Here is a 24,445-nt window from a genome sequence, read left to right as displayed (position 1 = left end):
AATCTCTCCTAATCTATATAGAAGAGATGCCGACAAACTCCGAGAGGGACATCTATGCGCAGTAGTGCTTAGCCACTACACTCGCACTAAAACTAATTGAACAAATGAGGTTTGCACAGTGACTCCACTCATGATCACGCTGATGGTAGTAGCAGGTATCGCACTGCTCATCGCGATCGGCTACCTGAATCACGTCGCTGAAAACGGCAAACTGGAAAAGGCTCGTACCAAGGTCGAACTCGGGGATCGCCTGCGTCGCTGCAGCGAGATCACCGAAGTATTCCCGGGCCAGTTGATGTCCCCCGCCTTGAAGCTGTTGCTGACACGACTGGAGCTGAACGTCGTGCAGCGTATGCTGAACATGGAGAAAGGCAACGCTCAGCTCAAGCATCGCATCGGCGAACTGGAACAGCAGATTGCCAAAGGCGAAGGCATCGATATACCCAACCCGGTCACACCGATCCAGACCGAAGCCAAGGCCAAGGACGTGCGCTTTCTGCTGGAAGCCCTGCACGGTCAGGTGACTCGCGCTGCGCATGACGGTTTTCTGCAGACCAGCGAGGCTAAACACTGGATCCGTGAAATCCGTACGATTCTGGTCAATCTGCACATCGAATTCTTCAACAACCTTGGCCAGACCGCACTTTCGCAGGATCAACCGGGTCAGGCACGTCTGGCATTCGAACGCGGCGTACAGTATTTGCGCAACCAGCCTGACCCGGTCACTTATCAGCAGCAACTGCTGGCGATGGAAAAACAACTGGCCCGTGCCAATTCGGTGGTGTTGACCAATACCGCACCGACCGAAGACGACGACAACGCACTGACCGAAGGCCTGAAGCAGGACGACACCGAATCGGAATGGAAAAAGAAAGTCATCTACGATTGATGACCGCCCCGCCGCTGCCGGAATTGTGCTCCGGGCAGCGGCAGGCCGACCGGCTCAGCAGTCGGTCGATGCCAGAAAGATAGCCGCAAGACGCTCGACCCCTGCCTGATCCTCTTCGTTGAAACGCCCCACACTTGGACTGTCCAGGTCCAGCACCCCGATCAGACGCCCCTCCTTGATCAATGGCACCACCAACTCGCTGTTCGATGCGCTGTCGCAGGCAATGTGTCCGGGAAACTCGTGGACGTCCTGAACGCGCTGGGTTTGCCGACTCTGCGCGGCCGCCCCGCAAACGCCACGGCCGAAAGGAATGCGTACGCAGGCGATCTGCCCTTGAAACGGCCCCAGCACCAGTTCTTCATTGCGATTGAGGTAAAAGCCCGCCCAGTTCAGATCGTCGAGCTGGGTATAGAGAAACGCCGAAAACTGCGCCGCATTGGCGATGAAATCGCGCTCGTCGGCCAGCAGTGCTTGCAGCTGGGCAGTCAGCAGGCCGTAGCCGTCCAGGCCCGCCCCGGTGTTTTGCAAATCAATCATCTGTGTTGCTCCAACAATTCAAGTCCTACCCAGTAACGTGCAAATTGATAGGCACAGCGGCCATTGCGATTACCGCGCGCGGTTGCCCAGCGAATCGCGGCTTTCTCCAGATTTTCGTCGCGCTGCCACTGCAATCCGGCTTTTTGCGCCAATTGCGTGATCCAGTGCTCGACCACGTTCAGATAATGTTCCTGAGTGAACGGATAGAACGACAGCCATAGTCCGAACCGGTCAGACAAGGCGATCTTGTCTTCGACGGCCTCACTGGGGTGCAGTTCGCCGTCAACGTGCTTCCAGTCGACGTTGTCACTTTCCTTCTCGGGCACCAGGTGACGACGATTGGAGGTCGCATACAGCAGCACGTTGTCCGGCGCCTGCTCCAGCGAGCCGTCAAGTACACTTTTGAGCACGCGATAATCGCCCTCGCCCGACTCGAACGACAGGTCATCGCAGAACAGCACAAAGCGCTGCGGCAGCTTGTGCAGTTGCTCGACCACACGCGGCAAGTCGCCCAGGTGATCGCGTTCGATCTCGATCAGACGCAGACCAGCCGGGGCATACTCGGCCAGCAGAGCGCGGATCAAGGACGACTTGCCGGTGCCGCGCGAACCCCACAGCAAGGCATGGTTGGCAGGCAGCCCGTCGATGAACTGACGAGTATTGCGGCCCAGCTGATCGCGCTGCAGGTCAACGCCGATCAGATCGGTCAGGCGTGTATCCAGGCTCACTTGCAGCGGCATCAGATAACCGCTGCGGCCTTCTTGCACCCAGCGCGCGGCCAGTGCCTGCGACCAGTCGACCGGCTCGCGCAGCGCTGGCAGCAACGGCTCCAGTCGGGCCAGCACGGCGTCGGCGCGCTGCAGAAAAGCATCCAACCGAGAATCCACGGGATCTCCTTATATTTAACTGATTAGTCAGCAGTGCCGATCAGCTATGCTTGGCCGGCACCGGGCACCAGAAGTGGCAGTACTCATGGATATATCGCTCAAAAACAGGCTGTCGTTCAAGCAGGCGCGCCTGGCTGTATCGATCGGCTTCGTGCTGGGGACCTTGCTGAGCCTGTTCCAGATTGCGATCGATTATGCCAGCGAAGACGCTTCCATCAATCGTGAAATCAAGTCTCTGCTGGAAATCACCCAGAACCCGGCGTCGCGTATCGCCTATAACATTGACTCCGAGCTGGCCCAGGAACTCACACTCGGCCTGCTGCGCTCACCTGCCGTGGTCAGCGCCAGGCTTACCGATAACAACGACGCTGTGCTCTCCAGCGTCGAGCGCCCCATGGCCACCGGGCGTTATCGGGTCTTCAGCGACTGGCTGTTCGGCGAAAGCCGGCAGTTTCAGGAAAAACTGCACCTCAATCATCTGCCCAATGAAACCATCGGCACGCTGTACCTGACCGTGGACACCTTCGCGTTCGGCAGCCATTTTCTGCAACGCGCTGAAATCACCCTGCTCAACGGCTTCGTCCGCAGCCTGGCGCTGGCCGGCATTCTGACCATTCTGTTTTACGCGACCCTGACCAAGCCTCTGGTGAGGGTGATCCGCGAGCTGAGCAGTCGCGATCCGCGCAACCCTGACCAAGGCAAAATAACCTGCCCGCCCTACCATGCCCAGGATGAAATCGGCGTACTGGTCGAGACGTTCAACCGTCAGTTTGAAAGCATGAGCAGCGAGTTTTCCAGACGACGCGCAGCCGAGGACCGGCTGACCGACCACCTCAACGAACTGGAAAACATCGTCTCGGCACGCACCAACGAGCTCAAGGCCAGCAACCTGCGCCTGCGCGAGTCCAATGAGGAACTTCAGATAGCACGCAGTACGGCGCTGGACATGGCTCATGCACGCTCGGCGTTTCTGGCACACATGAGCCACGAGATTCGGACACCGCTCAACGGCCTGCTGGGCATGCTGGCGCTGTCGCTGGACAGCCCGCTGAGTGCCGAACAGCGCCAGCAAATGATGATCGCCCACGACTCCGGCAAGGTGCTGGTCGAGTTGCTCAACGATATTCTCGACATGTCCAAGTTCGATGCCGGTCACCTGGAGATCGAGCGCATTCCTTTTGACCTGGGGATGTTGATCGAGGACACCGCCAATCTGCTGTCGCAGAACGCAGCGCCCAGCGTGGAACTGACCTGTCTGATCGCACCGGACTTTCCGGCCATGGTCACCGGCGACCCGACCCGAGTGCGACAGATCGTCAGCAACCTGCTGTCCAACGCCTTGAAGTTCACCCGTTTCGGGCGTGTGGATGTGCGTCTGACTCATCATCGGGACGCCGGCTCCGGTGAAAACCGGGTGCGCATCGAAGTCCGCGATACCGGCATCGGAATTGCGCAGGACGCACAGACCCGAATCTTCCAGCCGTTCACCCAGGCTGAAACCGCCATCACCCGTCAGTACGGCGGCACTGGACTGGGCCTGGCACTGACCAACAACCTCTGCGAGGCCATGAATGGCACGCTGAGTATCCAGTCGCAGTCCGGTTTCGGCAGCCAGTTCTGCGCCGAACTGCCGCTGCCGGTACACGTGCCCGCGGTCACCCAGACCCCGCTCAAGGGCCGGGTGACCGTGGTCAGTTCGGCAGGCAGCGGACTGGTGGAACTGCTTGGCAGTCTGCTGCCGTTCTGGGGCGTCGATCTGAAACGACGCAGCATCGACGATCGCCCGGAAACAGTGGACCTCGACAGCAGTCCGGATCTGGTCATTACCGACTGTCCCGAATGCCTGTTTGCGATTCGCCCCACGACGCCCGTGCCGATCCTGCTGGTGACCGCCTATGGCAACTTCATGCCCGGCGAACAGGTGGCTGCCCTGGCCCCGCTGCAACAGCAGGCCCGGCCACTGGCGCGCAACGCGCTTTACCACACGCTGCGGCGCATACTGGGTCAGGAAGAAACCGGCCTCAAGGATACACAGACGCTCGAGCACAGCGCACCACGTCTGGCGCGGGTGTTACTGGTGGAGGACAACCCGGTCAATCAACTGGTCGCCAAGGGCATCCTCGGCAAGCTCGGGTGCGAAGTGATCATCAGCAGCCATGGCGGCGAAGCCCTGGAACAACTGGAGCAAGGCCATTTCGACCTGGTATTGATGGACTGCAACATGCCGGTCATGGACGGCTATGAAGCCAGCCGCCAGATCCGCAGCAGTGGCCGCTGGCCGAATCTGCCGATCGTTGCCCTTACCGCCAACGCCATGCCCGATGAACGCGAGCGCTGCAAGGCGGCGGGCATGAATGACTATCTGGCCAAGCCGTTCCGGCGTGCCGAGCTGATCAGCATTCTGGATCAGTGGATACCCATTACCGGTATCGATTGACGCTTAGCGCAACAGCGCTTCGATTTCGCCCGTCAGTTCCTCGGGCTTGGTCAATGGCGCAAAACGCTTGACCAACCGGCCATCCTTGCCAATCAGGAACTTGGTGAAATTCCACTTGATGCGCTCCGTACCCAACAATCCCGGAGCCTGCTGCTTGAGCTGCACGAACAGCGGATGGGCCTGCTCGCCGTTCACATCGATCTTTCTGAACAACGGGAAGCTGACGCCGTAGTTGAGCTCGCAAAACCCGGAAATCGCCCCCTCGTCGCCTGGCTCCTGCTTGCCGAACTGGTTGCAGGGAAAACCCAGCACCACCAAGCCCTGATCCCGGTAGTCCTGCCAGAGCTTCTCCAGCCCCTTGTATTGAGGAGTAAAGCCACACTTGCTGGCGGTATTGACCACCAGCAAGGCCTTGCCGGAGAAATCGGCGAGGGTTTTCTGTTCGCCCTTGATCGTCGTGACCGGGATGCTCAGCAGGTTTTCACTTATCAAAGGAGGCCTCGATACTTGTATTGGAACAGAGCGGTGGCTGAATCTGCACAGAGCCTAGGCGCGCGGCACCAGATCCAGGCAGACCGAGTTGATGCAATAACGCAGCCCGGTGGGTGGCGGCCCATCCGGGAACACGTGGCCCAGGTGCGCATCGCACTTGGCGCAGACCACTTCGGTACGAATCATGCCGTGGCTCATGTCGCGAACCTCGACCACCGCGCTGCCCTCGAGCGGCGCATAGAAGCTGGGCCAGCCGCAGCCTGAATCAAACTTGGTCCTGGAATCGAACAGCGGCTCATTGCAGCAGATGCAGTGATAGACGCCCTCTGTCTTTGTTTCGTTGTACTTGCCGGAAAACGGCCGTTCGGTGCCTTTCAGACGGCAGACGTTGTACTGCTCCGGGTCGAGCATCTGTTTCCACTCTTCAAGCGTTTTTTCCAACTTGTCCACAGGTACACCTCCGAATTCGAAAAACCCTGATCTGTACCTTTTCCGCAGATCAGGTGGCACGTATCATTGCGCCAGGTCAGACGTCAGTCTGGCACCCGCGTTTGTCGTACACAAACCCATTTTCATGGCGAATGTAGCGACCTTCATTGCAAGCCGGCGACAGCTCGTCCATTTTCGGGATCATCACCATGCAGTTCAACAAATCGAACAAGCTCGCAAACGTCTGCTATGACATTCGCGGGCCGGTGCTCAAGCACGCCAAACGCCTGGAAGAGGAAGGCCATCGCATCCTCAAGCTGAACATCGGCAACCCGGCGCCGTTTGGTTTCGAGGCGCCGGACGAAATCCTGCAGGACGTGATCCGCAACTTGCCGACTGCGCAGGGCTACAGCGACTCCAAGGGCCTGTTCAGCGCCCGCAAGGCGGTGATGCAGTATTACCAGCAGAAGCAGGTCGAAGGCGTCGGCATCGAAGACATCTACCTGGGCAACGGCGTGTCCGAGCTGATCGTGATGTCCATGCAGGCGCTGCTCAACAATGGCGACGAAGTGCTGGTTCCGGCCCCCGACTACCCACTGTGGACCGCTGCCGTCGCCTTGTCCGGTGGAAGCCCGGTGCATTATCTGTGCGACGAGCAAGCCAACTGGTGGCCGGATCTTGAAGACATCAAAGCCAAGATCACCCCGAACACCAAGGCCATGGTAATCATCAACCCGAACAACCCGACCGGTGCGGTGTACTCGCGCGAAGTATTGCTGGGCATGCTGGAGCTGGCTCGCCAGCATAATCTGGTGGTGTTCTCCGACGAAATCTACGACAAGATCCTGTATGACGACGCTGTGCACATCTGCACCGCCTCGCTGGCACCGGACCTGCTGTGCCTGACCTTCAACGGCCTGTCCAAGTCGTATCGGGTCGCAGGCTTCCGCTCCGGCTGGATCGCCATTTCCGGGCCGAAACACAATGCGCAGAGCTATATCGAAGGCATCGACATTCTGGCCAACATGCGCCTGTGTGCCAACGTACCGAGTCAGCACGCCATCCAGACCGCGCTGGGCGGCTATCAGAGCATCAACGACCTGATTCTTCCTCCTGGTCGTCTGCTGGAACAGCGCAACCGCACCTGGGAGCTGCTCAACGACATTCCCGGTGTCAGCTGCGTGAAGCCGATGGGCGCGCTGTACGCGTTCCCGCGCATCGACCCGAAGGTCTGCCCGATCCTCAACGACGAGAAGTTCGTCCTCGATCTGCTGCTTTCCGAAAAGCTGCTGGTGGTCCAGGGCACAGCGTTCAACTGGCCGTACCCTGATCACTTCCGCGTCGTGACCCTGCCGCGCGTCGATGAACTGGAGCAGGCCATTGGCCGCATCGGTAATTTCCTGAAGGGTTATCGCCAGTAAACAGTCACCGCCCTCTCGCCTGACCTCTCTGCCCCGACCCGCTCGGGGCAGTTTATTTCTGCCTGCCCGAAACAGCGTGAATGCCCTGCCGCAAACGCTTCAGGCATCGACCACTCTGGCTCAGGCGCCGTTCAGCCTTGCGGGATTACCATTGATTACGACAAGAGGACACAGTTTGAAATAGTCCCTCTGTTGAATAGCAGCAAGCATCACCTTATATACCCGGCATCGAGTTACATATTTACCTGAGGAGAACGTTTCGACCATGATGCGCATTTTGCTGTTTTTGGCCACTAACCTTGCGGTCGTGCTGATTGCCAGCATCACCCTGAGCCTTTTTGGCTTCAATGGGTTCATGGCGGCCAACGGGGTTGATCTGAACCTCAATCAGCTGCTGGTTTTCTGCGCTGTGTTCGGTTTCGCGGGCTCGCTGTTCTCGCTATTCATCTCCAAGTGGATGGCGAAGATGAGCACCGGTACTCAGATCATCAGTCAGCCTCGCACTCGCCATGAGCAATGGTTGCTGCAGACCGTCGAACAACTGTCCCGCGACGCGGGCATCAAGATGCCGGAGGTTGGTATTTTCCCGGCGTACGAAGCCAACGCGTTCGCCACGGGCTGGAACAAGAACGATGCCTTGGTTGCGGTCAGCCAGGGCCTGCTCGAGCGATTTTCGCCGGATGAAGTGAAAGCCGTACTGGCGCACGAGATCGGCCATGTTGCCAACGGTGACATGGTGACGCTGGCGCTGGTACAGGGTGTAGTGAACACCTTCGTGATGTTCTTCGCCCGCATCATCGGCAACTTTGTCGACAAGGTGATCTTCAAGACTGAAAACGGTCAGGGCATCGCTTACTACATCACGACGATCTTCGCCGAGCTGGTACTGGGCTTTCTGGCCAGCGCCATCGTCATGTGGTTCTCGCGCAAACGCGAATTCCGCGCTGACGATGCCGGTGCACGACTGGCGGGTACGGGCGCAATGATCGGCGCGCTGCAACGCCTGCGTTCCGAACAGGGCGTACCGGTGAACATGCCCGACAGCCTGACCGCCTTCGGCATCAACGCCGGCCTCAAGAAAGGCCTCGCTGGCCTGTTCATGAGCCACCCGCCGCTGGAGCAACGCATCGAGGCTTTGCGCCGCCGCGGTTGAACCTGCTTGCTCCTACGTCCGGACTCATTGCGACAGATATGCCGATAAGCCCGGGACAAGAGGTTTCCAGACTTCTACCCAAAGGGCGTGGGAGCAAGCAGGGCGACGCTTCGCTTGCTCGCGAAGAAGACGCATCAAGGCCCTGTTTTTTGAGGGCTGTACCGGCCTCTTCGCGAGCAAGCTCGCTCCCACGGCCTACGGCCAGAATCAAAAGCGGACTTATGTGTAACGATGAACGCTACGCATGGGAACGCAGTTCGAGACGCTATGCGTCAAACGGCTCTGCGCTCGGCGAGGGATCCAGGCACGACTCAGCGCGATTGACGCTCCAACACATACACGTGCTCATCCATACGCTCCAATCCGGCCTTCAACCCCTTGGGGCTGCTGTGCAGCGTATCCTGCCCGCCAACCTTCTTGATCTTCCAGCTCCCTGACATGACGCTCTGCAGCCATGTGTATGGCACGGAGAATGGCGGGCCTTCGAGCAGGTTCTGATCGTATTCCAGAGTGATCAGCAAACCGCTGCATGCCTGCGGCATCAGCGCTTCAAGCTGCTGCACGTAACGTTCGCGCATATCCGCTGGCAAGGCGATCAGTGCAGCGCGGTCGTAAAACGCCGCGCAACGACCAATATCGCGCGCAGTCAGCGCGAAGAAATCACCGCACCAGATTTCAATGCCGGGCGCTGCGTAGACCTTGAAGTCGCCCTGCAAGGTGATGTGCGGCTGCTCACCACGCTCGGTGAAATAGCTCTCCACTGCAGCCTCGGACAACTCGGCGCCCACTACGTGATACCCCTGCCCCATCAGCCAGCCCATGTCCTGGCTCTTTCCGCATAAGGGCACCAGAACCCGTGCCCCTGGCGCGACCTGCAGCAATGGCCAGGATTGTCGCAGGTCCTGATTGACCTGCGACTGATGAAAGCCGATCTGTCCGGCGCTCCAGCGCTGCAGCCAAAAATCCGCCTGCATGAAACCTCCTGAAAATCCGATAAAAAAGCGCCAGAACTTATATTAGATTTAGATCATAAAAATGACCGACTATGAGTCATCCCTCTATTCTGGAGCTTTAAATGTTCCCCAGCCTGTTTATTTCCCACGGCTCCCCCATGCTGGCGCTGGAGCCCGGCGAAAGCGGCCCTGCCTTGAAGCGGTTGGCTGCCAGCCTGCCACGGCCTAGCGCCATCGTGATGGTGTCTGCCCATTGGGAAAGCCACGAACTGATCGTCAACGGCAACCCACAACCCGAGACATGGCATGATTTCGGCGGTTTTCCAGCCGAATTGTTCGCAGTGCAGTACCCGGCGCAAGGGCTGCCGGAACTGACGCGCACGGTGGTTGAACTGCTTGCCGCCAGCGACCTGCCTGCACGCATCGACAGCAGACGCCCTTTCGACCACGGCGTCTGGGTGCCGTTGTCGCTGATGTACCCGGACGCGGATATTCCGGTGGTGCAGGTTTCGCTGCCCAGCCGCCACGGGCCGGAATTGCAGACCCGCGTGGGCCGGGCACTGGCCAGTTTGCGCGAACAGGGTGTGCTGATCATCGGCTCAGGCAGCATCACGCATAACCTGCGTGACCTTGACTGGAACGCCGGCCCTGAGAGTATCGAGCCTTGGGCCGCCGCGTTTCGTGACTGGATGATCGACAAGCTGCAAGACAACGATGAGGCCGCACTGCACCACTACCGCAGCCTAGCTCCTCATGCGGCCCGGGCGCACCCGAGTGACGAACACCTGCTGCCGCTGTATTTCGCACGCGGCGCTGGCGGTGTCTTCGGCATTGCCTATCAGGGCTTCACCATGGGCGCGCTCGGGATGGATATCTATCGGTTCGGGTGAGGCCAGTAGCACCAACTTGCCTGAATCCAAAGCAAAAAAATCCCCGAACCAGTCGGGGATTTTTTATGGGCCGATCAGCTCAGGAGCAGATCAGTCTTCGCGATAGCGACGCAGCTTGAGCTGCTTGCCAGCAACGCGGGTGTCCTTGAGCTTGGTCAGCAGACGCTCAAGACCATCTTCCGGCAGTTCGACCAGGCTGAAGCTGTCACGAACCTGGATACGGCCGATCGCTTCGCGGGCCAGGCCGCCTTCGTTGAGGATGGCACCCAGCAGGTTCTTGGCAGCGATACCATCACGCGCACCCAGCGCGGTACGGCAACGAGCACGGCCTTCAGCCAATGGAACCGGCGCACGACGCTCACGCTCAGGACGATCACCACGGTCGCTGCTGCGCTCTGGACGATCACCGCGCGGGGCGTTGTTCGGAACCAGTGGACGCTCGCGCTCGATGGCTGCCAGGGTCAGTGCCTGACCGTTGGTAGCCTTGCGCAGCAGTGCAGCGGCAAGAGCGCGAGGGCTGCAGCCGATGTCGGCAGTCAGACGATCGAGCAGATCACCGTGAGTCGATTCGGCATCGGCAACCAGCGGCGACAGGCTGTTGGTCAGTTTCTTGATGCGCGCATCCAGAACGGCCTGGGCATCCGGCAGGCGGACTTCCGCAACCTTCTGACCGGTAACACGCTCGATCACTTGCAGCATGCGGCGCTCACGAGGCGTCACCAGCAGCAGTGCGCGACCTTCGCGACCGGCACGACCGGTACGGCCGATACGGTGAACGTAGGACTCTGGGTCGTAAGGCATGTCCACGTTGAATACGTGGGTGATACGCGGAACGTCAAGACCACGGGCAGCAACGTCAGTCGCCACAACGATGTCCAGACGGCCATCCTTGAGGGATTCGATAACGCGCTCGCGCTGGTTCTGGGCGATGTCGCCGTTCAGTGCGGCAGCCTTGTAGCCTTTGGCTTCAAGGGCACTGGCCAGATCCAGGGTCGCCTGCTTGGTGCGGACGAACATGATCAGGGCGTCGAAGTCTTCGACTTCCAGCAGGCTCAGTACGGCCGAGGTCTTCTGGTCAGCGTGAACCAGCAGGTGAGCCTGCTCGATCGCGGTGACAGTCTGGGTCTTGGTCTGGATCTTGACGTGCTTCGGATCGCGCAGATGGCGTTCGGCGATGGCACGGATCGACTGTGGCAGCGTGGCCGAGAACAGTACGGTCTGGCGGGTTTCAGGCATGGCCTTGAAGATGACTTCGAGGTCGTCCATGAAGCCCAGCTTGAGCATTTCGTCCGCTTCGTCGAGAACCAGATGGTTCACGGTCGCCAGGACTTTCTCGTCACGACGCAGGTGGTCGCAGAGACGGCCCGGGGTAGCGACGACGATCTGTGCGCCATTACGGATAGCCTTGAGCTGAGGGCCCATAGGCGCGCCGCCGTAGACCGCTACAACGGTTACGCCCGGCATTTGTTTTGCGTAGGTCTCGAACGCGGTGGCAACCTGAAGTGCCAGTTCGCGGGTCGGGGCGAGGATCAGTGCTTGCGGCTCGCGCTTGCTCGGGTCGATACGATGCAGGATAGGCAGTGCGAACGCGGCGGTTTTACCCGTACCGGTTTGCGCCTGACCAATCATGTCGTGACCGGCGAGAATAATCGGGATCGATTGCTGCTGAATGGCCGAAGGCTCTTCGTAGCCAGTGGCGACGACTGCTGCAACGATATTTGGATGAAGTTCGAGAGCGGCGAAGCCGCCGATTTCCTGGGTCATGGGTCTGCCTCTAGTGCATCCGCAAAGACCCATGCTTCAAAGCTGCGCGTGCCGTGTACGACCTTGAGGTCACCCTGGCTGCTTTGTCGGCGGGGATTTGCGAAAACGTTTGATGAATGGATCGTCCAGGCTAGTCCGTTGTGCGAACAAGCAACCGAAGCTGGCTTCGGGGAACTGCAATACCTTGACGAGGGCCGTGTTAAGGCCGGCGCGCACTATACCGGAAATACGCACCTTAGTGAGTCTTTTTTTACGAAACGTTGCGCCATTTTTGAGCGGCGGCAGGCCCTGAGTGCGGGCAGAAGGCCGTCTGATCAGGGCGCGGGCCCGGGATTGCGGGCATTGCCGCTTAAACGTTTAATCTATTCCTGCGTATGACTGGTATCACGGCCTTCGAGGTGTGGCGAATTGTCCCACCCTGTTTTCAGCACAATCGACTCACCTGTCGTCAGCTCAGGTCGCGGGACGAATAGCCCCGATCAGCGATGCCAGCGAGTAACCCAGATCCGGTGCAAGTGCCTCGGCGCGCCCGCGTAACGCGTCGATATCCAGCGTCTGATCCAGGTCGGCCGGCACGAGCAGGATGACATTACCCTCCTTCACCGGCAGCTCCCAGTAGTGACGGTGATATAGACCACGCAACAGCGCCGCGCCCAGCGGCTTGCCGTCGTCGGTGGCCCACTGATTGATGATCAGCCAGCCGCCCGGACTCAGCCGCTGCTGACAGCTCTGCAGGAAATTCCAGGCCAGGTGCCCGACGCCCGGCCCGACATCGGTGTACAGGTCGACAAAGATCAGGTCGGCAGGCTCGGCGCTGTCCAGCAGGTCCAGCGCATCGCCGATGCGGATATACAGACGCGGATCGTCGTCGAGCCCCATGAACTCCATGGCCAGACGCGGCACATCCGGGCGCAGCTCGATGACTTCAACGTCCTCGAGGGGCAGGAACTTCATGCAGGCCTGGGTCAGCGTGCCGGCTCCCAGCCCCAGAAACAGCGCGCTTTCCGGCGCGTCATGACACAGCGCGCCGATCAGCATCGCTCGGGTGTAGTCGTACTCCAGCCAGCTCGGATCGGCTGTAAAGGTACAGCTTTGCTCGATGGCATCGCCAAACTCCAGAAAGCGGTAGTCCTCCACTTCCAGCACGCGAATCATGCCGAAATCGTCGTGGACCTCGGCCAGGATCCGCTCTACGCGCTCACGCTCTTCCGTCATCACCGTTCCTGGTTGTCTGCGCTGAGCGCAAAATACGAATTGTCGGGCAAGCGCGCGGCTTTGTCACACGTTGTGGCGTGCGGCGCCGCTCGAATGGTCCGCACCAGACTGGCAGAGCAACGACGAACTGCTAACATGCCGATCCGATTGCACAACTCTAGAGCCAATAATGAGCCAACCCTGGAGCCCCGACAGCTGGCGGGCACTGCCGATTCAGCAGCAACCTCACTACCCTGATGCCGAGCACCTGCACAGGGTCGAACAGACGCTGGCCAGTTATCCGCCGCTGGTGTTCGCCGGCGAAGCACGTGAGTTGCGCCGTCAGTTTGCCGAAGTGACCCAGGGGCGTGCGTTCTTGCTGCAGGGCGGCGACTGCGCGGAAAGCTTCATGGAGTTTTCCGCCGCCAAGATTCGCGATACGTTCAAGGTCCTGCTGCAGATGGCAATCGTGATGACGTTTGCCGCCGGCTGCCCGGTGGTGAAAGTCGGCCGCATGGCCGGGCAATTTGCCAAGCCACGCTCGGCCAACGATGAAATCATCGATGGCGTGACGCTCCCGGCGTACCGCGGCGATATCGTCAACGGCATCGGGTTCGACGAGAAGAGCCGTGTACCGGACCCCGAGCGCCTGCTGCAGGCCTATAACCAGTCCACCGCCACTCTGAACCTGCTGCGCGCTTTCGCTCAGGGCGGGTTCGCCGACCTGCATCAGGTCCACAAATGGAACCTGGACTTCATTGCCAACTCGGCGCTGGCAGAAAAGTACAGCCAGCTGGCCGGGCGTATCGATGAAACCCTGGCGTTCATGCGCGCCTGCGGCATGGACAGCTCGCCGCAATTGCGCGAAACCAGCTTCTTCACCGCCCACGAAGCGCTGCTGCTCAATTACGAAGAAGCTTTCGTACGACGCGACAGCCTGACTAACGATTACTACGATTGCTCGGCGCACATGCTGTGGATCGGCGACCGTACCCGCCAGCTGGATGGCGCGCATGTCGAGTTCCTGCGCGGGGTCAACAACCCGATCGGCGTCAAGGTCGGCCCGAGCATGAACACCGACGACCTGATTCGCCTGATCGATACCCTCAACCCGGATAACGACCCGGGACGCCTGAACCTGATCGCGCGCATGGGCGCCAACAAGGTAGGTGATCACTTGCCACAGCTGATCCGCGCCGTCGAGCGCGAAGGCCGCAAGGTGCTGTGGAGCTCGGACCCTATGCACGGCAACACGATCAAGGCAAGCAGCGGCTACAAGACCCGCGATTTCGCGCAGATCCTTGGCGAAGTGAAGCAGTTCTTTCAGGTGCACCAGGCCGAGGGCACTTACGCGGGCGGCATCCATATCGAAATGACCGGACAGAACGTCACCGAATGCATCGGTGGTGCCCGCCCGATCACTGAAGACGGCCTTTCGGATCGCTATCACACGCATTGCGACCCGCGCATGAACGCCGATCAGTCACTGGAACTGGCCTTCCTGATTGCCGAGACCCTCAAGCAGGTCAGGCGCTAAACCGGAAAAACTGCCCGCTCAGCGCTTGAGCGGGTCGTCCCAGAATGGGCGCTCGGCTTCCTGCTGAATGTCGGCACGGCTCAAGCCAAGGTCCTTCAGTGTTCCGTCACTCATCTGTGCCAGCAAGTGGCGCTGCCGATGCAGCTCCAGCCAGCGCTGCAGATGACACCTCAGCGCTGTGAACAGCGTGCCCGACTGCGAACACCCATCAGCCTCTTCCATCAATACGCATTGTTTCTGACCTTTCATCACCTAGCCCTCCGTGTGGGATGACTGAAGTCTCGCGCCGGGCGTAGGATCAATCCAACGAATGTTCCTTATGCGTTACATCTGGGAGATTGATGTATTGGCCACCTACCCGAGCATTGATACCGAACTGCTGCGCACCTTCGTGGCCATTGCCGATCACGGCGGCTTTACCCGCGCAGGCGAAGCCGTCAATCGCACGCAGTCGGCGGTCAGCATGCAGATGAAGCGTCTGGAGGAAGATGTCGTGCAGCGCCCACTGTTTCAGCGTGAAGGCCGGGTGCTGAACCTGACTGCAGAGGGTCAGGTACTGCTCGGCTATGCGCGGCGGATCCTCAAGCTGCATAGCGAGGTATTCAATACCTTGCGCGAGCCACACATGATCGGCGTGGTAAAAATCGGCTCGCCGGACGACTACGTGATGCGCTTTTTGCCCGGCATTCTGGCGCAATTCGCGCAGGCCTATCCGCTGGTTCAGGTGGAAGTGCATTGCGAGCCATCGGACCTTCTGCTGCAACGTCACGACCTTGATCTGACCATTGTCACGCGCAAGCCCGGCACCGAGATCGGCACACTATTGCGTCAGGAACGCCTGATGTGGATGGAGGCCATCGGCTTTGCCCCGCATGAGCAAACGCCCATGCCGCTGGCGATGTTCAACACACACTGCTTCTGTCGTGACTGGGCCTGCAATGCGCTGGACAGCGTGGGGCGCGATTACCGCATCGCCTACAGCAGCTCAAGCATGGCGGCGATCACCGCAGTGGTCAGTGCGGGACTGGCTGTCACCGCGCAGTTCCAGAGTCTGGCCACAGCGGACTTGCGCATCCTCGGCGAGGCGGAACAATTGCCACAGTTGCCGACCGCCAGCATCGTCCTGCTGCGCAACCCTGAAACCCCCTCGCCCATTACCGAATGCATGGCCGATTACATCATCGCCGGCTTCAAACCTTGAGCGCGAGAATGACCGCACAGAGCACCAGAAACACGCAGAACATCAAGCGCAGGGTTCGCTCAGGCAACGAATGCGCCAGCTTCACGCCCCAGCTGATGCTGGCCAGGCCGCCGATGGCCAGCGGAATACCCATCGACCAGTTGACGTGATCGTGCAGTGCGTAAGTGACCAGCGTGATACCGGTGCTCGGCGCCGCCAGGGATAGCGCCAGCCCCTGGGCCACGACCTGGCTTGTGCCGAAAAAACTGGTAAGGATCGGCGTTGCCACTACCCCGCCGCCGACGCCAAACAGACCACCAGTCACGCCGGATCCGACGCCCAGCAGCCATAGCCACTTTTCATGACGCAACCCGGCAGCAGCCTGCTTGCTGCGCCAATACATCTGCGCGACATTGAACACGGTGAGCACCACCAGAAAGCCGACAAAGCCCAGGCGCATAGCTTGCGGGTCGACGCGGACCGCGAGCAGCGAGGTCAGCCAGGCAAAAATGAAACTGGGGATGATCAGCATCAGCGCATTACGCAACAGAATCCGGTTGCGCTGGTTGTAACGCCACAAGGCAAGCAGCACGTTGGGCAGGACCATCAACAAGGCGGTCCCTTGAGCGAGTTGCTGATCAAGACCGAACAGCACCCCGAGCGCGGGAATTGCCACAAGACCACCACCGATACCGAACAACCCTCCCAGGGTGCCCATCGCTGCACCCAGCAACACAAACATCACAATTTCAATCACACTGCGTCCCCACCCGGTCAATGGCCAAATGCTACGCAGTCCTGCTCTGGACCGACACCCGATGACGCGGTTTTTTTCGCGCATCACGCACGATGCCAGCGCTTTGAGCGCGCATGAACGAAATTATCTGGCGCATTAAAGAGTGCAACACTAAGTTAAACTCATTCGACTGAGTTTGAGGACCTGATATGAGTGCCGACGAAAGCCCGACCCGCTCCGCACCTGCCGATTGCGATTCGCTGCTGCTGGATAACCAATTGTGTTTCGCTCTGTATTCCACCTCGTTGATGATGACCAAGGTTTACAAGCCGCTGTTGCAGGCGCTCGGGCTGACCTATCCGCAGTACCTGGCGATGATGGTGCTGTGGGAACGGGACGGGCTTACCGTGGGAGACGTCAGCACCCGCCTGCTCACCGATCCTGGCTCATTGACGCCTCTGCTCAAACGCCTTGAAGGTGAGGGCTTCATCAGCCGTACGCGCAGCAAGGAAGACGAGCGGGTGGTGTTGCTTCACCTGACCGCACAGGGCCGCGAATTGCAGCAAAAGGCCTTGACCGTACCTGGCTGTGTTCTCTCGTCGAGCGGACTGACCATGGAAAAGCTTCGCGACCTGCAAGCCCAGTTGCTGGAGCTGCGCGAGCATCTGCACCATAGCCTCTAGGACAAGCCCTCCCCCAATTCCGGCAGACCTGTCCTCGTCATGCACGACCTACCGTGCGTGAGGCCTGGCAGGCTTTCCAGAGCGGTGGCCCTGCCCGCCAACGACAGGCCTCGCACTTTTCTGAAAAATTAACTTGCGCGCAAACTATCCTTGGACTACCTTTGCCCTGCGATTAGTTAGCGCGCAAGTATTTTGCGCAATCAAACCTTTATCGAACGAGGAAAGATCATGGACACTCTTTACACCGCAGTTGCAACCGCCACCGGCGGCCGTGATGGTCGTGCTGTCTCCAACGACAAGATTCTCGACGTCAAGCTGGCGACCCCGAAAGAACTCGGCGGTGCTGGCGGTGCAGCGACTAACCCTGAGCAGCTGTTCGCTGCCGGTTATTCGGCCTGCTTCATCGGTGCATTGAAGTTCGTGGCCGGCCAGAGCAAACGCAGCATTCCGGCAGACACCTCGATCACCGCCCACGTAGGCATCGGCCAGATTCCGGGCGGTTTCGGTCTGGACATCGATCTGCATGTCAGCCTGCCAGGCCTGGAACAAGCCGAAGCCCAGCAACTGGTCGATGCTGCGCACGTGGTATGCCCCTACTCCAACGCCACTCGCGGTAACGTCGATGTGCGCCTGCATGTAAAAGTCTGATCCTGTCCGACGCCTGAGTAACGGCTGCCCGGCAAGAATCTCAGGCACAAAAAAACCCGCAGCGATGCGGGTTTCTTGCGTAACGGGGTTACAAAACCGTGCTTACTTCGCACGGCCTTTGTAGGAACCGCCTTCACGGGTATCGATCTCGATCATGTCGCCGATTTCGATGAAGTCAGCAACGCTCAGCTCGGTGCCGTTTTTCAGTTTGGCAGGCTTCATGACCTTGCCCGACGTGTCGCCACGAGCGGAGCCTTCGGTGTAGTCAACCTGACGCACGATAGTGGTCGGCAACTCTACGGAAACCAGGCGCTCGTCGAAGAACACGGCTTCGCAGACGTCGGTCATGCCTTCTTCAACGAAAGGCAGAACGCTTTCGATGTCTTCGGCGTTCAACTCGTACATGGTGTAGTCAGTGGTGTCCATGAACGTGTAGGTGTCACCGCTGATGAAAGACAGGGTGGCTTCCTTGCGATCCAGGATCACGTCGTCCAGCTTGTCGTCAGCGCTGTAAACGATCTCGGTCTTGTAACCGGTCAGCAGGTTTTTCAGCTTGGTCTTCATGATCGCGCTGTTACGACCGGATTTGGTGAACTCAGCTTTCTGAACCAGCCAAGGATCGTTTTCGAGACGGATCACGGTACCGGGTTTCAGCTCTTTACCAGTTTTCATTGCATATATCCGAATTTGGATGGAATTAACCAAAGGCTCTGTACGAGAAACAACCTGCGCAGGCCTTTTTCGTACAGAGCCTTGTATCAAGGCCGCGTATCATAGCGAATTTACATAAAACTGCACCAGCGCCGTGGCAAGATCAGTCTGTGCGGCTTGTTGCTGGCACCAGCGTTCGGCATGTCGCTCGATCTGCGGCCAGTGCTCGGCCAGCGCCGCCCAGCACTCGCCAAGGTCGCCACCGGCATTCCAGCGCTGCCAGAACTGATTCACCGCCTGAGCGGCCGCCGGCGTAAGACCCGCGAGATAGAGCTTTAAAAACGCGTCGAGCTTGGGCAGATGCGCATCGTCTTCCTGCTGGTAGATGTGCCAGAGCATCGGCTGCCCCGCCCACTGCGAACGCACGAACGAGTCCTCGCCGCGTACGATGTTGAAATCGCAGCTCCAGAGCAGTTGGTCGTAAAGCTCCTGACGGATGAACGGCAGGACCTGAACCGTCAGCCCCGCGCGGACCTGAATGAACCCGGCGCGCAGCGGATCGTCGATACCCAGCCAGCGCTGCAGGTCGCCGAGGATGCGTCCCTCCGGCACTAGAAGATGCGTCGGCCGGCTATCGCTGGCCAAGGCATCGAGCCAACTGCAGAGCGCGGGATTTTCATAGGCGAATACCGAGATCAGCCGTGCATCGGGCAACGCTTCGATACCCAATCCCTTCAGGAAGTCTTGTCTCGCGACTACGTCACGCTGGAACGCATGACGCTGCTCGATCAGGCTCGTTTCGCGCAGCAAACCACCCGTGGCTGCGGAAAAGCCCGGGAAGAAAAAGAACTTCTTCAAACCGTTCGACTGTGGCGAAGGCAGGCCGTGGCAGCCAGACACCCAGTCTTCGGCGCTGAGGTACTCGAGATTCAGCCATAGCGGCCTGGGCGAACGCTGCAGCATCGCTTCGGTGTAGCCCGTCGGCAGGCGGCAGGCGAAGGCTTCGATGACTACATCAGGAATATCGGTGTTCACCCATTCGGTCGGCCACTGGCAAACGCTTACGCCCTCTTGCCATTGCTGCCGGGCCAGGGGTTCGGCACCAGGGCACAAGCGAACGAAAGCCGACAAATCATCGATCCATAAACGCACCTGCAGGTCATGCTCGGCAACGAGCTGGCGCGCCAGACGCCAGGTCACGCCCGCATCACCGTAGTTGTCGACTACGCTGCAAAAAATATCCCACGAGGCTTTCATCCTGGCTCCCTGAGGCTGGACGGCAAAAAACGCTGATTGTCGTTCAGAACGGCACGTTGTCACCAGCCTGATGCTATCGGGCAACCATGCGGTACCGTTTTCATGCCTGGCCATCAGGCATGGCACAATCACACCTGTTGGCCTGCAAGGAGTTCAGTCATGTCATTCCCTACCCGCCGTCGCGACCTGTACGTGTCGTTGAAATTGATCGTGTGCATTGCCCTCGGCATCTGGCTGGGCGCTCTGGCCGTGTTTCTGACCGGCTTGCTGTATTACAAAAGCCTGCCACCGGCCCAGACCCAGGCGCTGGACAATGCAGCAGCCCAGCTGACCGCCCCTCCCGCGCAAAAAGCTGCCTCCCCCTCTGCGCCGGAGACCGAGATGTTTCGCAAATATGAGCAAAGCCTGCGTGAAAGCGAGGCTCGTCAGGCCCGCGAGCAGGCTCAGGAGCAACAACAGCGCACCTTCAACCGTTCGAAGTGTGATTTCTGGATGCAGCAGGATCGCACGGCACCGAGTGAGAAAAGCCGTGCCAGCATCTATCAGTACTGCGGATAAACCATGAACAAACGGGATGTACTGCAACTGATCGTCGAGAAACTGAAAATCGATCTGGACATCGCAGAACGAGCGGCGCAGACCGCCTACGAAACGGCCACCCACGAAGAGAATATCGCCGAGAACAAGTACGACACGCTGGGACTGGAAGCGTCTTACCTGGCCGCCGGCCAGGCTCGGCGCGTCGAGGAGATTCGGCAGTCGCTGGCGCTTTATCGGAAATGGCCGCTCAAGCCATTCGATGAATCACACGGTATTCAGACCGGTGATCTGGTGGTTGTCGAGGATGCCGGCGGGCAGACGCACTGTCTGTTCCTTGGCCCCGATGCTGCCGGCCTGAAGGTCAGTGCAGGGAATCGACTGGTCACCGTCATTACTGCCAGGGCCCCGCTCGGGCAAAGCCTGCTGGGCAAATTCGAAGACGATGCTGTACAGATTGTCATCAACGGCAGCGGACAATCCTACGAGATAACACAGACGTTGTGACACACCCGGCATCTGCAGGGTTGATCGCATCAAGTTTTTGTGGGTAAGGTGAGCCGTCGCCATAACCACCGCAACCGGGGCAACATCAAAGCAAACAAGGACTAAAACCCAAGGAGATTTTTCATGACGAACGTCATCGCATTCCCTGACGCCCATGAACGTGATCGCCTGAAGTCCAGCCAAGATCCGGCGTTGAGATACTTGAACAAGAAAGAACGACAACTGATCGACCAACTGCGTTCGACCAGCCATGCGGGACGGCAGTACGTTTACGACTATGCGAGCATCATGCACTTGTCCAGGCCGTTGTATCCCGAGCCGGTGGATTGATCACGATCGCATAACCTGATCGCAGTCTGCGCCGTTGGATCGGCGCAGACCTCGATATCTCGCCTGCCGGATTCAGCGGGTCAGCGAAAAGATCAGTGCTGAAATCGCTACCACACCGGCGGCAACCACAAAGTAGTTGGACCAGGCGCCAGCGTATTTACGCATGGCCGGTACTTTGTGAATGGCGTACATCGGCATCAGGAACAGCAAAGCCGAAATCACCGGCCCGCCCAGGGTTTCGATCATGCCCAGGATGCTTGGGTTAAGCGTTGCAACCAGCCAGCACACCACCAGCATGAACGCTGCTGTCATACGGTCAAGCGCCTTGGGCGCAGGACGACGACCCGCTTTCAGAACCAGGCCTTTCAAGCCCTCGCTTGCACCGATGTAGTGGCCGAGAAACGATTTGGAAATAGCCACGAACGCAATCAGCGGTGCGACAAAGGCGATGGTCGGGTTATTGAAGTGATTGGCCAGGTAGGACAGGATCGAGATGTTCTGCGCCTTGGCCTCGGCCAGTTGGGCAGGCGATAGTGTCAACACGCAACTGAACACGAAGAACAGCACCATCACGACCATCAGACCGTGCGCGCGGGCCAGAATCTGCGAACTGCGCACTTCGGCGTTTTCGCCATACTGGCGCTTCTGATCCACGGCAAAGGCCGAGATGATCGGCGTGTGGTTGAAAGAGAACACCATCACCGGAATGGCCAGCCACAGCGTAGGTATGAACGCCGACAGCTCAGGGAACGTGTTGGCAGTGCTCAGAATGCCGCCGGTCCAGTGCGGGATGAGGAATACCGCCAGAAACAACAGTGCGACGATGAACGGGTAAACCATCAGGCTCATGGCCTTGACGATGAACCGCTCGCCGCAACGCACCACGGCCAGCAGGCCCATGATCAGCACGAACGCCAATGCGGCGCGTGGTGGCGGCGTGATGTGCATCTGGTGCTCAAGAAAACTGCCTACCGTGTTGGTAAGGGCCACGCTGTAGATCAGCAGGATCGGAAAGATTGCGAAGAAATACAGCAAGGTGATCATCGCGCCGGCACTCTTGCCGAAATGCTCTTCGACCACATCGGTGATGTCGGCACCTTCACGTCCTGACAGCACGAAACGCGTCAATCCGCGGTGGGCGTAAAACGTCATGGGAAACGCCAGCAGTGCCAGCGCCATCAATGGCCAGAAACCACCGATACCTGCGTTGATTGGCAAAAACAGGGTACCCGCACCTATGGCGGTACCGAACAATCCGAGCATCCAGGTGGTGTCATTGCGATTCCACGACGCGATGCTCTCGGGAGCTACATCCAGACGTTCTACGACGCCATTAGCCTGATCATTCATCCGGTCGACTCTCCGTGGCCGGTTTATCAAAAAGGGAAACGCCTCGAAAAAACCGGCAGTTCAGCGCCCCCTCGAAAACAGCGGGCGAGATTCTCCGGGATTGACGCCAGAAGTCAAAGCCTTGTAGGACAATAGTTTTTTGCACAGCATGCTGGCATTCGAGCGCACGCCTTTTGCACAAAGGGCTGGAGGACGATCAACCTCTTGTCGATGAAAGTGCGGTTTGACTAGCCGCGAGCCAATACCGGTTGCCCATGCTGCTTAACATTCGGGAACAGTTCCGCGTTTTCACTGAAGAGGCAGCGGCGATACCATGCCGCGCCTTTACAGTACGCAATGGATCGTTGCCAGGCAGACACATGCACCTGCAACTGAATGCGATCCCGGTAAAAAAGCCTTTCAAGGACCAAAAACGATGTTGAGCATCAACGCCGGACCGTTCGCCCTCGCAATATCCCATCTGTTGCTACTGGGCGCCTTGATAACGGCCACGTTGGTAGAGGCCCGGCTTGTCCGGCATACCCGGGCCAAAAAGACCGCCGTATTCGGGCTCTTCATTCTGGGTATCGCCACCGCACGTATCGCGTTCGTCCTGACCTATTTCGCGCAGTACAGCGACTCCCCCTGGAAGGCACTGGATATCCGTGATGGCGGTTTTCTAGTCTGGCCCGGGGTTATCTGCGCCCTGCTGGGCGGCTTGATAATCGGCTGGCGTCGTCCCGAACAGCGTCGTGCCCTGACGTTCGGGCTGAGCATCGGACTGGCCATCTGGGTGGCGGGCGGTTTGATTCTGGACAACTATCAAAAGCGCATTTCATTGCCTGATACAACACTTCAGACGCTGACTGGAGAGCCGGTCAGGATCTCCGACTATCGGGGCAAACCAGTGGTCATCAACATTTGGGCGACCTGGTGCCCTCCATGTCGTCGCGAAATGCCAGTGCTGCGCGATATGCAGCTGGAACGCAAGGACATTACTTTTCTGTTCGTCAATCAGGCCGAAAGCGCCGGAACCGTCAGCGACTACCTGTCGAAACAGCAACTGGTGCTGAGCAACAGTTTTCTGGATCCGGACGGCGAATTCGCCCGAAAGGTCGGTTCAGTGGCGCTGCCCACAACCCTCTTCTATTCGCCGGACGGACGGCTGACCGGCAGTCATCTGGGTGAATTGTCCAGAGCCAGCCTCACTCATTACCTGGATAAATAGGCAGGTATTCACCTGTCTTATTGAGCTGAAGTTCTCATAGTGAGCGAAAGCCTGCTGCATCGTTTCACCTATCCATGTATAAATGCGCTGACACATTGGCCCTCTCTGGAGACTCAGCGCATGCGTTACGCGCTCGATCATAAGGCCCAAACGCACCAACGCATTGTCAAGGAAGCGTCCATGCGCTTCCGTCGCGACGGCATTGGTGCTACGGGCTTGCAACCTTTGATGAAGGCACTTGGCTTGACCCATGGCGGTTTCTACGCGCATTTCAAATCCAAGGATGATCTTGTTGAACAGGCATTGAGTCACGCCCTCGACAATGTAAAAGGAATCACCAGCGACGTTTTCGCCAGGCAGGACTCGCTCAGTGAATTCATTGATCTCTACCTATCGATATCCAGCCGCGACGCGGAAGACGGCGGATGCCCGTTACCGACCATGTGCCTGGAACTGGGCCAGCGCGATCAGCCCAGCATGACGACAGATAAAATCATCCTTCACCTCCTGGAACTGTTCGACAAGACCCTTGCGGAAAAGGGTCTGGAGTCCAAAAGCCTGCCGGTGCTGTCCGCACTGGTAGGTGGCCTGGCACTCGCCCGCAGCGCTTTTGACGAGGAGCTGTCACAGCGCATTCTGGAAACGACCCGCGACTATCTCAAACAGGAGATAAAAAAGAGCACCAACTGACCATTGAGAACTCGCTTTCCCGAGGCCAACTCTCGGCGAAGGTTTATAAACGCACAGGCCGATCAATGATCGGCCTGTGTGTTTAA

The 24,445-nt window shown here is 58.9% G+C and carries 26 protein-coding genes; 14 read left to right on the top strand and 12 right to left on the bottom strand.

Going from position 1 to position 24,445, the window contains the following annotated elements:
- Positions 1 to 130 precede the first annotated feature (130 nt).
- Complete coding sequence (locus BLR20_RS12665; RefSeq protein WP_054081671.1) at positions 131 to 889, top strand: hypothetical protein; 759 nt, start codon at positions 131 to 133, stop codon at positions 887 to 889.
- A gap of 54 nt (positions 890 to 943) precedes the next feature.
- Here the strand turns inward: BLR20_RS12665 and BLR20_RS12660 are convergent, their stop codons facing one another.
- Together BLR20_RS12660 and BLR20_RS12655 are read right to left on the bottom strand one after the other, a co-directional pair.
- A complete protein-coding gene (locus BLR20_RS12660) occupies positions 944 to 1,426 on the bottom strand; it encodes a GAF domain-containing protein (RefSeq protein WP_032612166.1) in 483 nt (160 codons plus the stop codon).
- Entirely contained in the window at positions 1,423 to 2,313 is an 891-nt protein-coding gene (locus BLR20_RS12655; RefSeq protein ID WP_032612168.1) for an ATP-binding protein, read from the bottom strand. The genes BLR20_RS12660 and BLR20_RS12655 overlap by 4 nt, the downstream gene beginning before the upstream one ends.
- Positions 2,314 to 2,398: 85 nt before the next feature.
- Here BLR20_RS12655 and BLR20_RS12650 point away from each other — a divergent pair, with 85 nt between their 5' ends.
- Complete coding sequence (locus tag BLR20_RS12650) at positions 2,399 to 4,750, top strand: hybrid sensor histidine kinase/response regulator (protein WP_054993545.1); 2,352 nt, start codon at positions 2,399 to 2,401, stop codon at positions 4,748 to 4,750.
- Positions 4,751 to 4,753: 3 nt separating this feature from the next.
- On the opposite strand, the gene BLR20_RS12645 is transcribed toward BLR20_RS12650, so the two are convergent.
- Both BLR20_RS12645 and msrB read right to left on the bottom strand, forming a co-directional pair.
- Positions 4,754 to 5,239 carry a glutathione peroxidase gene (locus BLR20_RS12645; RefSeq protein ID WP_025991088.1) on the bottom strand — a complete coding sequence of 162 codons (486 nt, stop codon included), beginning with the start codon at positions 5,237 to 5,239 and terminating at the stop codon, positions 4,754 to 4,756.
- A gap of 57 nt (positions 5,240 to 5,296) precedes the next feature.
- Complete coding sequence (gene msrB, locus BLR20_RS12640; RefSeq protein WP_032612171.1) at positions 5,297 to 5,692, bottom strand: peptide-methionine (R)-S-oxide reductase MsrB; 396 nt, start codon at positions 5,690 to 5,692, stop codon at positions 5,297 to 5,299.
- Positions 5,693 to 5,880: 188 nt separating this feature from the next.
- Here msrB and BLR20_RS12635 point away from each other — a divergent pair, with 188 nt between their 5' ends.
- The gene (locus BLR20_RS12635; RefSeq protein WP_003314686.1) at positions 5,881 to 7,092 is read left to right on the top strand and encodes a pyridoxal phosphate-dependent aminotransferase; all 1,212 of its coding nucleotides are present in this window, start codon (positions 5,881 to 5,883) and stop codon (positions 7,090 to 7,092) included.
- Positions 7,093 to 7,357: 265 nt separating this feature from the next.
- Complete coding sequence (gene htpX, locus BLR20_RS12630; RefSeq protein WP_003369784.1) at positions 7,358 to 8,245, top strand: protease HtpX; 888 nt, start codon at positions 7,358 to 7,360, stop codon at positions 8,243 to 8,245.
- Between the two features lie 311 nt (positions 8,246 to 8,556).
- On the opposite strand, the gene BLR20_RS12625 is transcribed toward htpX, so the two are convergent.
- A complete protein-coding gene (locus BLR20_RS12625) occupies positions 8,557 to 9,219 on the bottom strand; it encodes a thiopurine S-methyltransferase (RefSeq protein WP_054993544.1) in 663 nt (220 codons plus the stop codon).
- A 101-nt stretch (positions 9,220 to 9,320) separates the two neighbouring features.
- Between BLR20_RS12625 and BLR20_RS12620 the strand changes: the two genes are divergently transcribed.
- Complete coding sequence (locus BLR20_RS12620; RefSeq protein ID WP_054993543.1) at positions 9,321 to 10,088, top strand: DODA-type extradiol aromatic ring-opening family dioxygenase; 768 nt, start codon at positions 9,321 to 9,323, stop codon at positions 10,086 to 10,088.
- Positions 10,089 to 10,178: 90 nt separating this feature from the next.
- On the opposite strand, the gene BLR20_RS12615 is transcribed toward BLR20_RS12620, so the two are convergent.
- Entirely contained in the window at positions 10,179 to 11,852 is a 1,674-nt protein-coding gene (locus BLR20_RS12615; RefSeq protein WP_003404191.1) for a DEAD/DEAH box helicase, read from the bottom strand.
- 453 nt (positions 11,853 to 12,305) lie between these two features.
- Positions 12,306 to 13,067, bottom strand: coding sequence for a spermidine synthase (locus tag BLR20_RS12605; protein ID WP_054993542.1), 762 nt, complete (start codon positions 13,065 to 13,067; stop codon positions 12,306 to 12,308).
- Between the two features lie 169 nt (positions 13,068 to 13,236).
- Between BLR20_RS12605 and BLR20_RS12600 the strand changes: the two genes are divergently transcribed.
- Positions 13,237 to 14,583: a class II 3-deoxy-7-phosphoheptulonate synthase gene (locus BLR20_RS12600; protein ID WP_032612177.1), complete on the top strand. Its 1,347-nt coding sequence runs from the start codon at positions 13,237 to 13,239 to the stop codon at positions 14,581 to 14,583.
- Between the two features lie 18 nt (positions 14,584 to 14,601).
- On the opposite strand, the gene BLR20_RS12595 is transcribed toward BLR20_RS12600, so the two are convergent.
- Complete coding sequence (locus BLR20_RS12595) at positions 14,602 to 14,835, bottom strand: DUF1127 domain-containing protein (protein WP_032612179.1); 234 nt, start codon at positions 14,833 to 14,835, stop codon at positions 14,602 to 14,604.
- A 94-nt stretch (positions 14,836 to 14,929) separates the two neighbouring features.
- On the opposite strand from BLR20_RS12595, the gene BLR20_RS12590 reads away from it, so the two are divergent.
- Positions 14,930 to 15,784 carry a LysR family transcriptional regulator gene (locus BLR20_RS12590; protein ID WP_010433683.1) on the top strand — a complete coding sequence of 285 codons (855 nt, stop codon included), beginning with the start codon at positions 14,930 to 14,932 and terminating at the stop codon, positions 15,782 to 15,784.
- On the opposite strand, the gene BLR20_RS12585 is transcribed toward BLR20_RS12590, so the two are convergent.
- Positions 15,774 to 16,520, bottom strand: a complete 747-nt coding sequence (locus BLR20_RS12585) for a sulfite exporter TauE/SafE family protein (protein ID WP_054993559.1) — start codon at positions 16,518 to 16,520, stop codon at positions 15,774 to 15,776. The genes BLR20_RS12590 and BLR20_RS12585 overlap by 11 nt on opposite strands.
- 188 nt (positions 16,521 to 16,708) lie before the next feature.
- Between BLR20_RS12585 and BLR20_RS12580 the strand changes: the two genes are divergently transcribed.
- Complete coding sequence (locus tag BLR20_RS12580; protein ID WP_010433678.1) at positions 16,709 to 17,182, top strand: MarR family winged helix-turn-helix transcriptional regulator; 474 nt, start codon at positions 16,709 to 16,711, stop codon at positions 17,180 to 17,182.
- Between the two features lie 228 nt (positions 17,183 to 17,410).
- On the top strand, positions 17,411 to 17,830 hold the full coding sequence (locus BLR20_RS12575; RefSeq protein WP_054993540.1) for an organic hydroperoxide resistance protein: 420 nt from the start codon (positions 17,411 to 17,413) through the stop codon (positions 17,828 to 17,830).
- Positions 17,831 to 17,932: 102 nt separating this feature from the next.
- Here the strand turns inward: BLR20_RS12575 and BLR20_RS12570 are convergent, their stop codons facing one another.
- On the bottom strand, positions 17,933 to 18,502 hold the full coding sequence (locus BLR20_RS12570; RefSeq protein ID WP_003373297.1) for an elongation factor P: 570 nt from the start codon (positions 18,500 to 18,502) through the stop codon (positions 17,933 to 17,935).
- Positions 18,503 to 18,601: 99 nt separating this feature from the next.
- Positions 18,602 to 19,738, bottom strand: coding sequence for an elongation factor P maturation arginine rhamnosyltransferase EarP (gene earP, locus BLR20_RS12565; RefSeq protein ID WP_054993539.1), 1,137 nt, complete (start codon positions 19,736 to 19,738; stop codon positions 18,602 to 18,604).
- A gap of 159 nt (positions 19,739 to 19,897) precedes the next feature.
- Here earP and BLR20_RS12560 point away from each other — a divergent pair, with 159 nt between their 5' ends.
- The 3 genes from BLR20_RS12560 (at position 19,898) to BLR20_RS12550 (ending at position 21,112) form a co-directional block, all read left to right on the top strand.
- A complete protein-coding gene (locus BLR20_RS12560) occupies positions 19,898 to 20,296 on the top strand; it encodes a hypothetical protein (RefSeq protein ID WP_010433661.1) in 399 nt (132 codons plus the stop codon).
- A 3-nt stretch (positions 20,297 to 20,299) separates the two neighbouring features.
- A complete protein-coding gene (locus BLR20_RS12555) occupies positions 20,300 to 20,782 on the top strand; it encodes a GreA/GreB family elongation factor (protein WP_032612186.1) in 483 nt (160 codons plus the stop codon).
- Between the two features lie 123 nt (positions 20,783 to 20,905).
- A complete protein-coding gene (locus tag BLR20_RS12550; protein WP_002554553.1) occupies positions 20,906 to 21,112 on the top strand; it encodes a hypothetical protein in 207 nt (68 codons plus the stop codon).
- A gap of 72 nt (positions 21,113 to 21,184) precedes the next feature.
- Here the strand turns inward: BLR20_RS12550 and BLR20_RS12545 are convergent, their stop codons facing one another.
- On the bottom strand, positions 21,185 to 22,462 hold the full coding sequence (locus tag BLR20_RS12545) for an aromatic amino acid transport family protein (protein ID WP_032612188.1): 1,278 nt from the start codon (positions 22,460 to 22,462) through the stop codon (positions 21,185 to 21,187).
- 415 nt (positions 22,463 to 22,877) lie between these two features.
- Here BLR20_RS12545 and BLR20_RS12540 point away from each other — a divergent pair, with 415 nt between their 5' ends.
- Together BLR20_RS12540 and BLR20_RS12535 are read left to right on the top strand one after the other, a co-directional pair.
- Positions 22,878 to 23,669, top strand: coding sequence for a TlpA disulfide reductase family protein (locus tag BLR20_RS12540; RefSeq protein ID WP_032612190.1), 792 nt, complete (start codon positions 22,878 to 22,880; stop codon positions 23,667 to 23,669).
- A gap of 120 nt (positions 23,670 to 23,789) precedes the next feature.
- On the top strand, positions 23,790 to 24,359 hold the full coding sequence (locus tag BLR20_RS12535) for a TetR/AcrR family transcriptional regulator (RefSeq protein WP_010433648.1): 570 nt from the start codon (positions 23,790 to 23,792) through the stop codon (positions 24,357 to 24,359).
- The last annotated feature ends 86 nt before the right edge of the window (positions 24,360 to 24,445 follow it).

The organism is Pseudomonas congelans (assembly GCF_900103225.1).
GTDB lineage: Bacteria > Pseudomonadota > Gammaproteobacteria > Pseudomonadales > Pseudomonadaceae > Aquipseudomonas > Aquipseudomonas congelans.
Note: the sequence above shows the minus strand (reverse complement) of the source record. Positions and strands in the feature narration are given on the sequence as shown.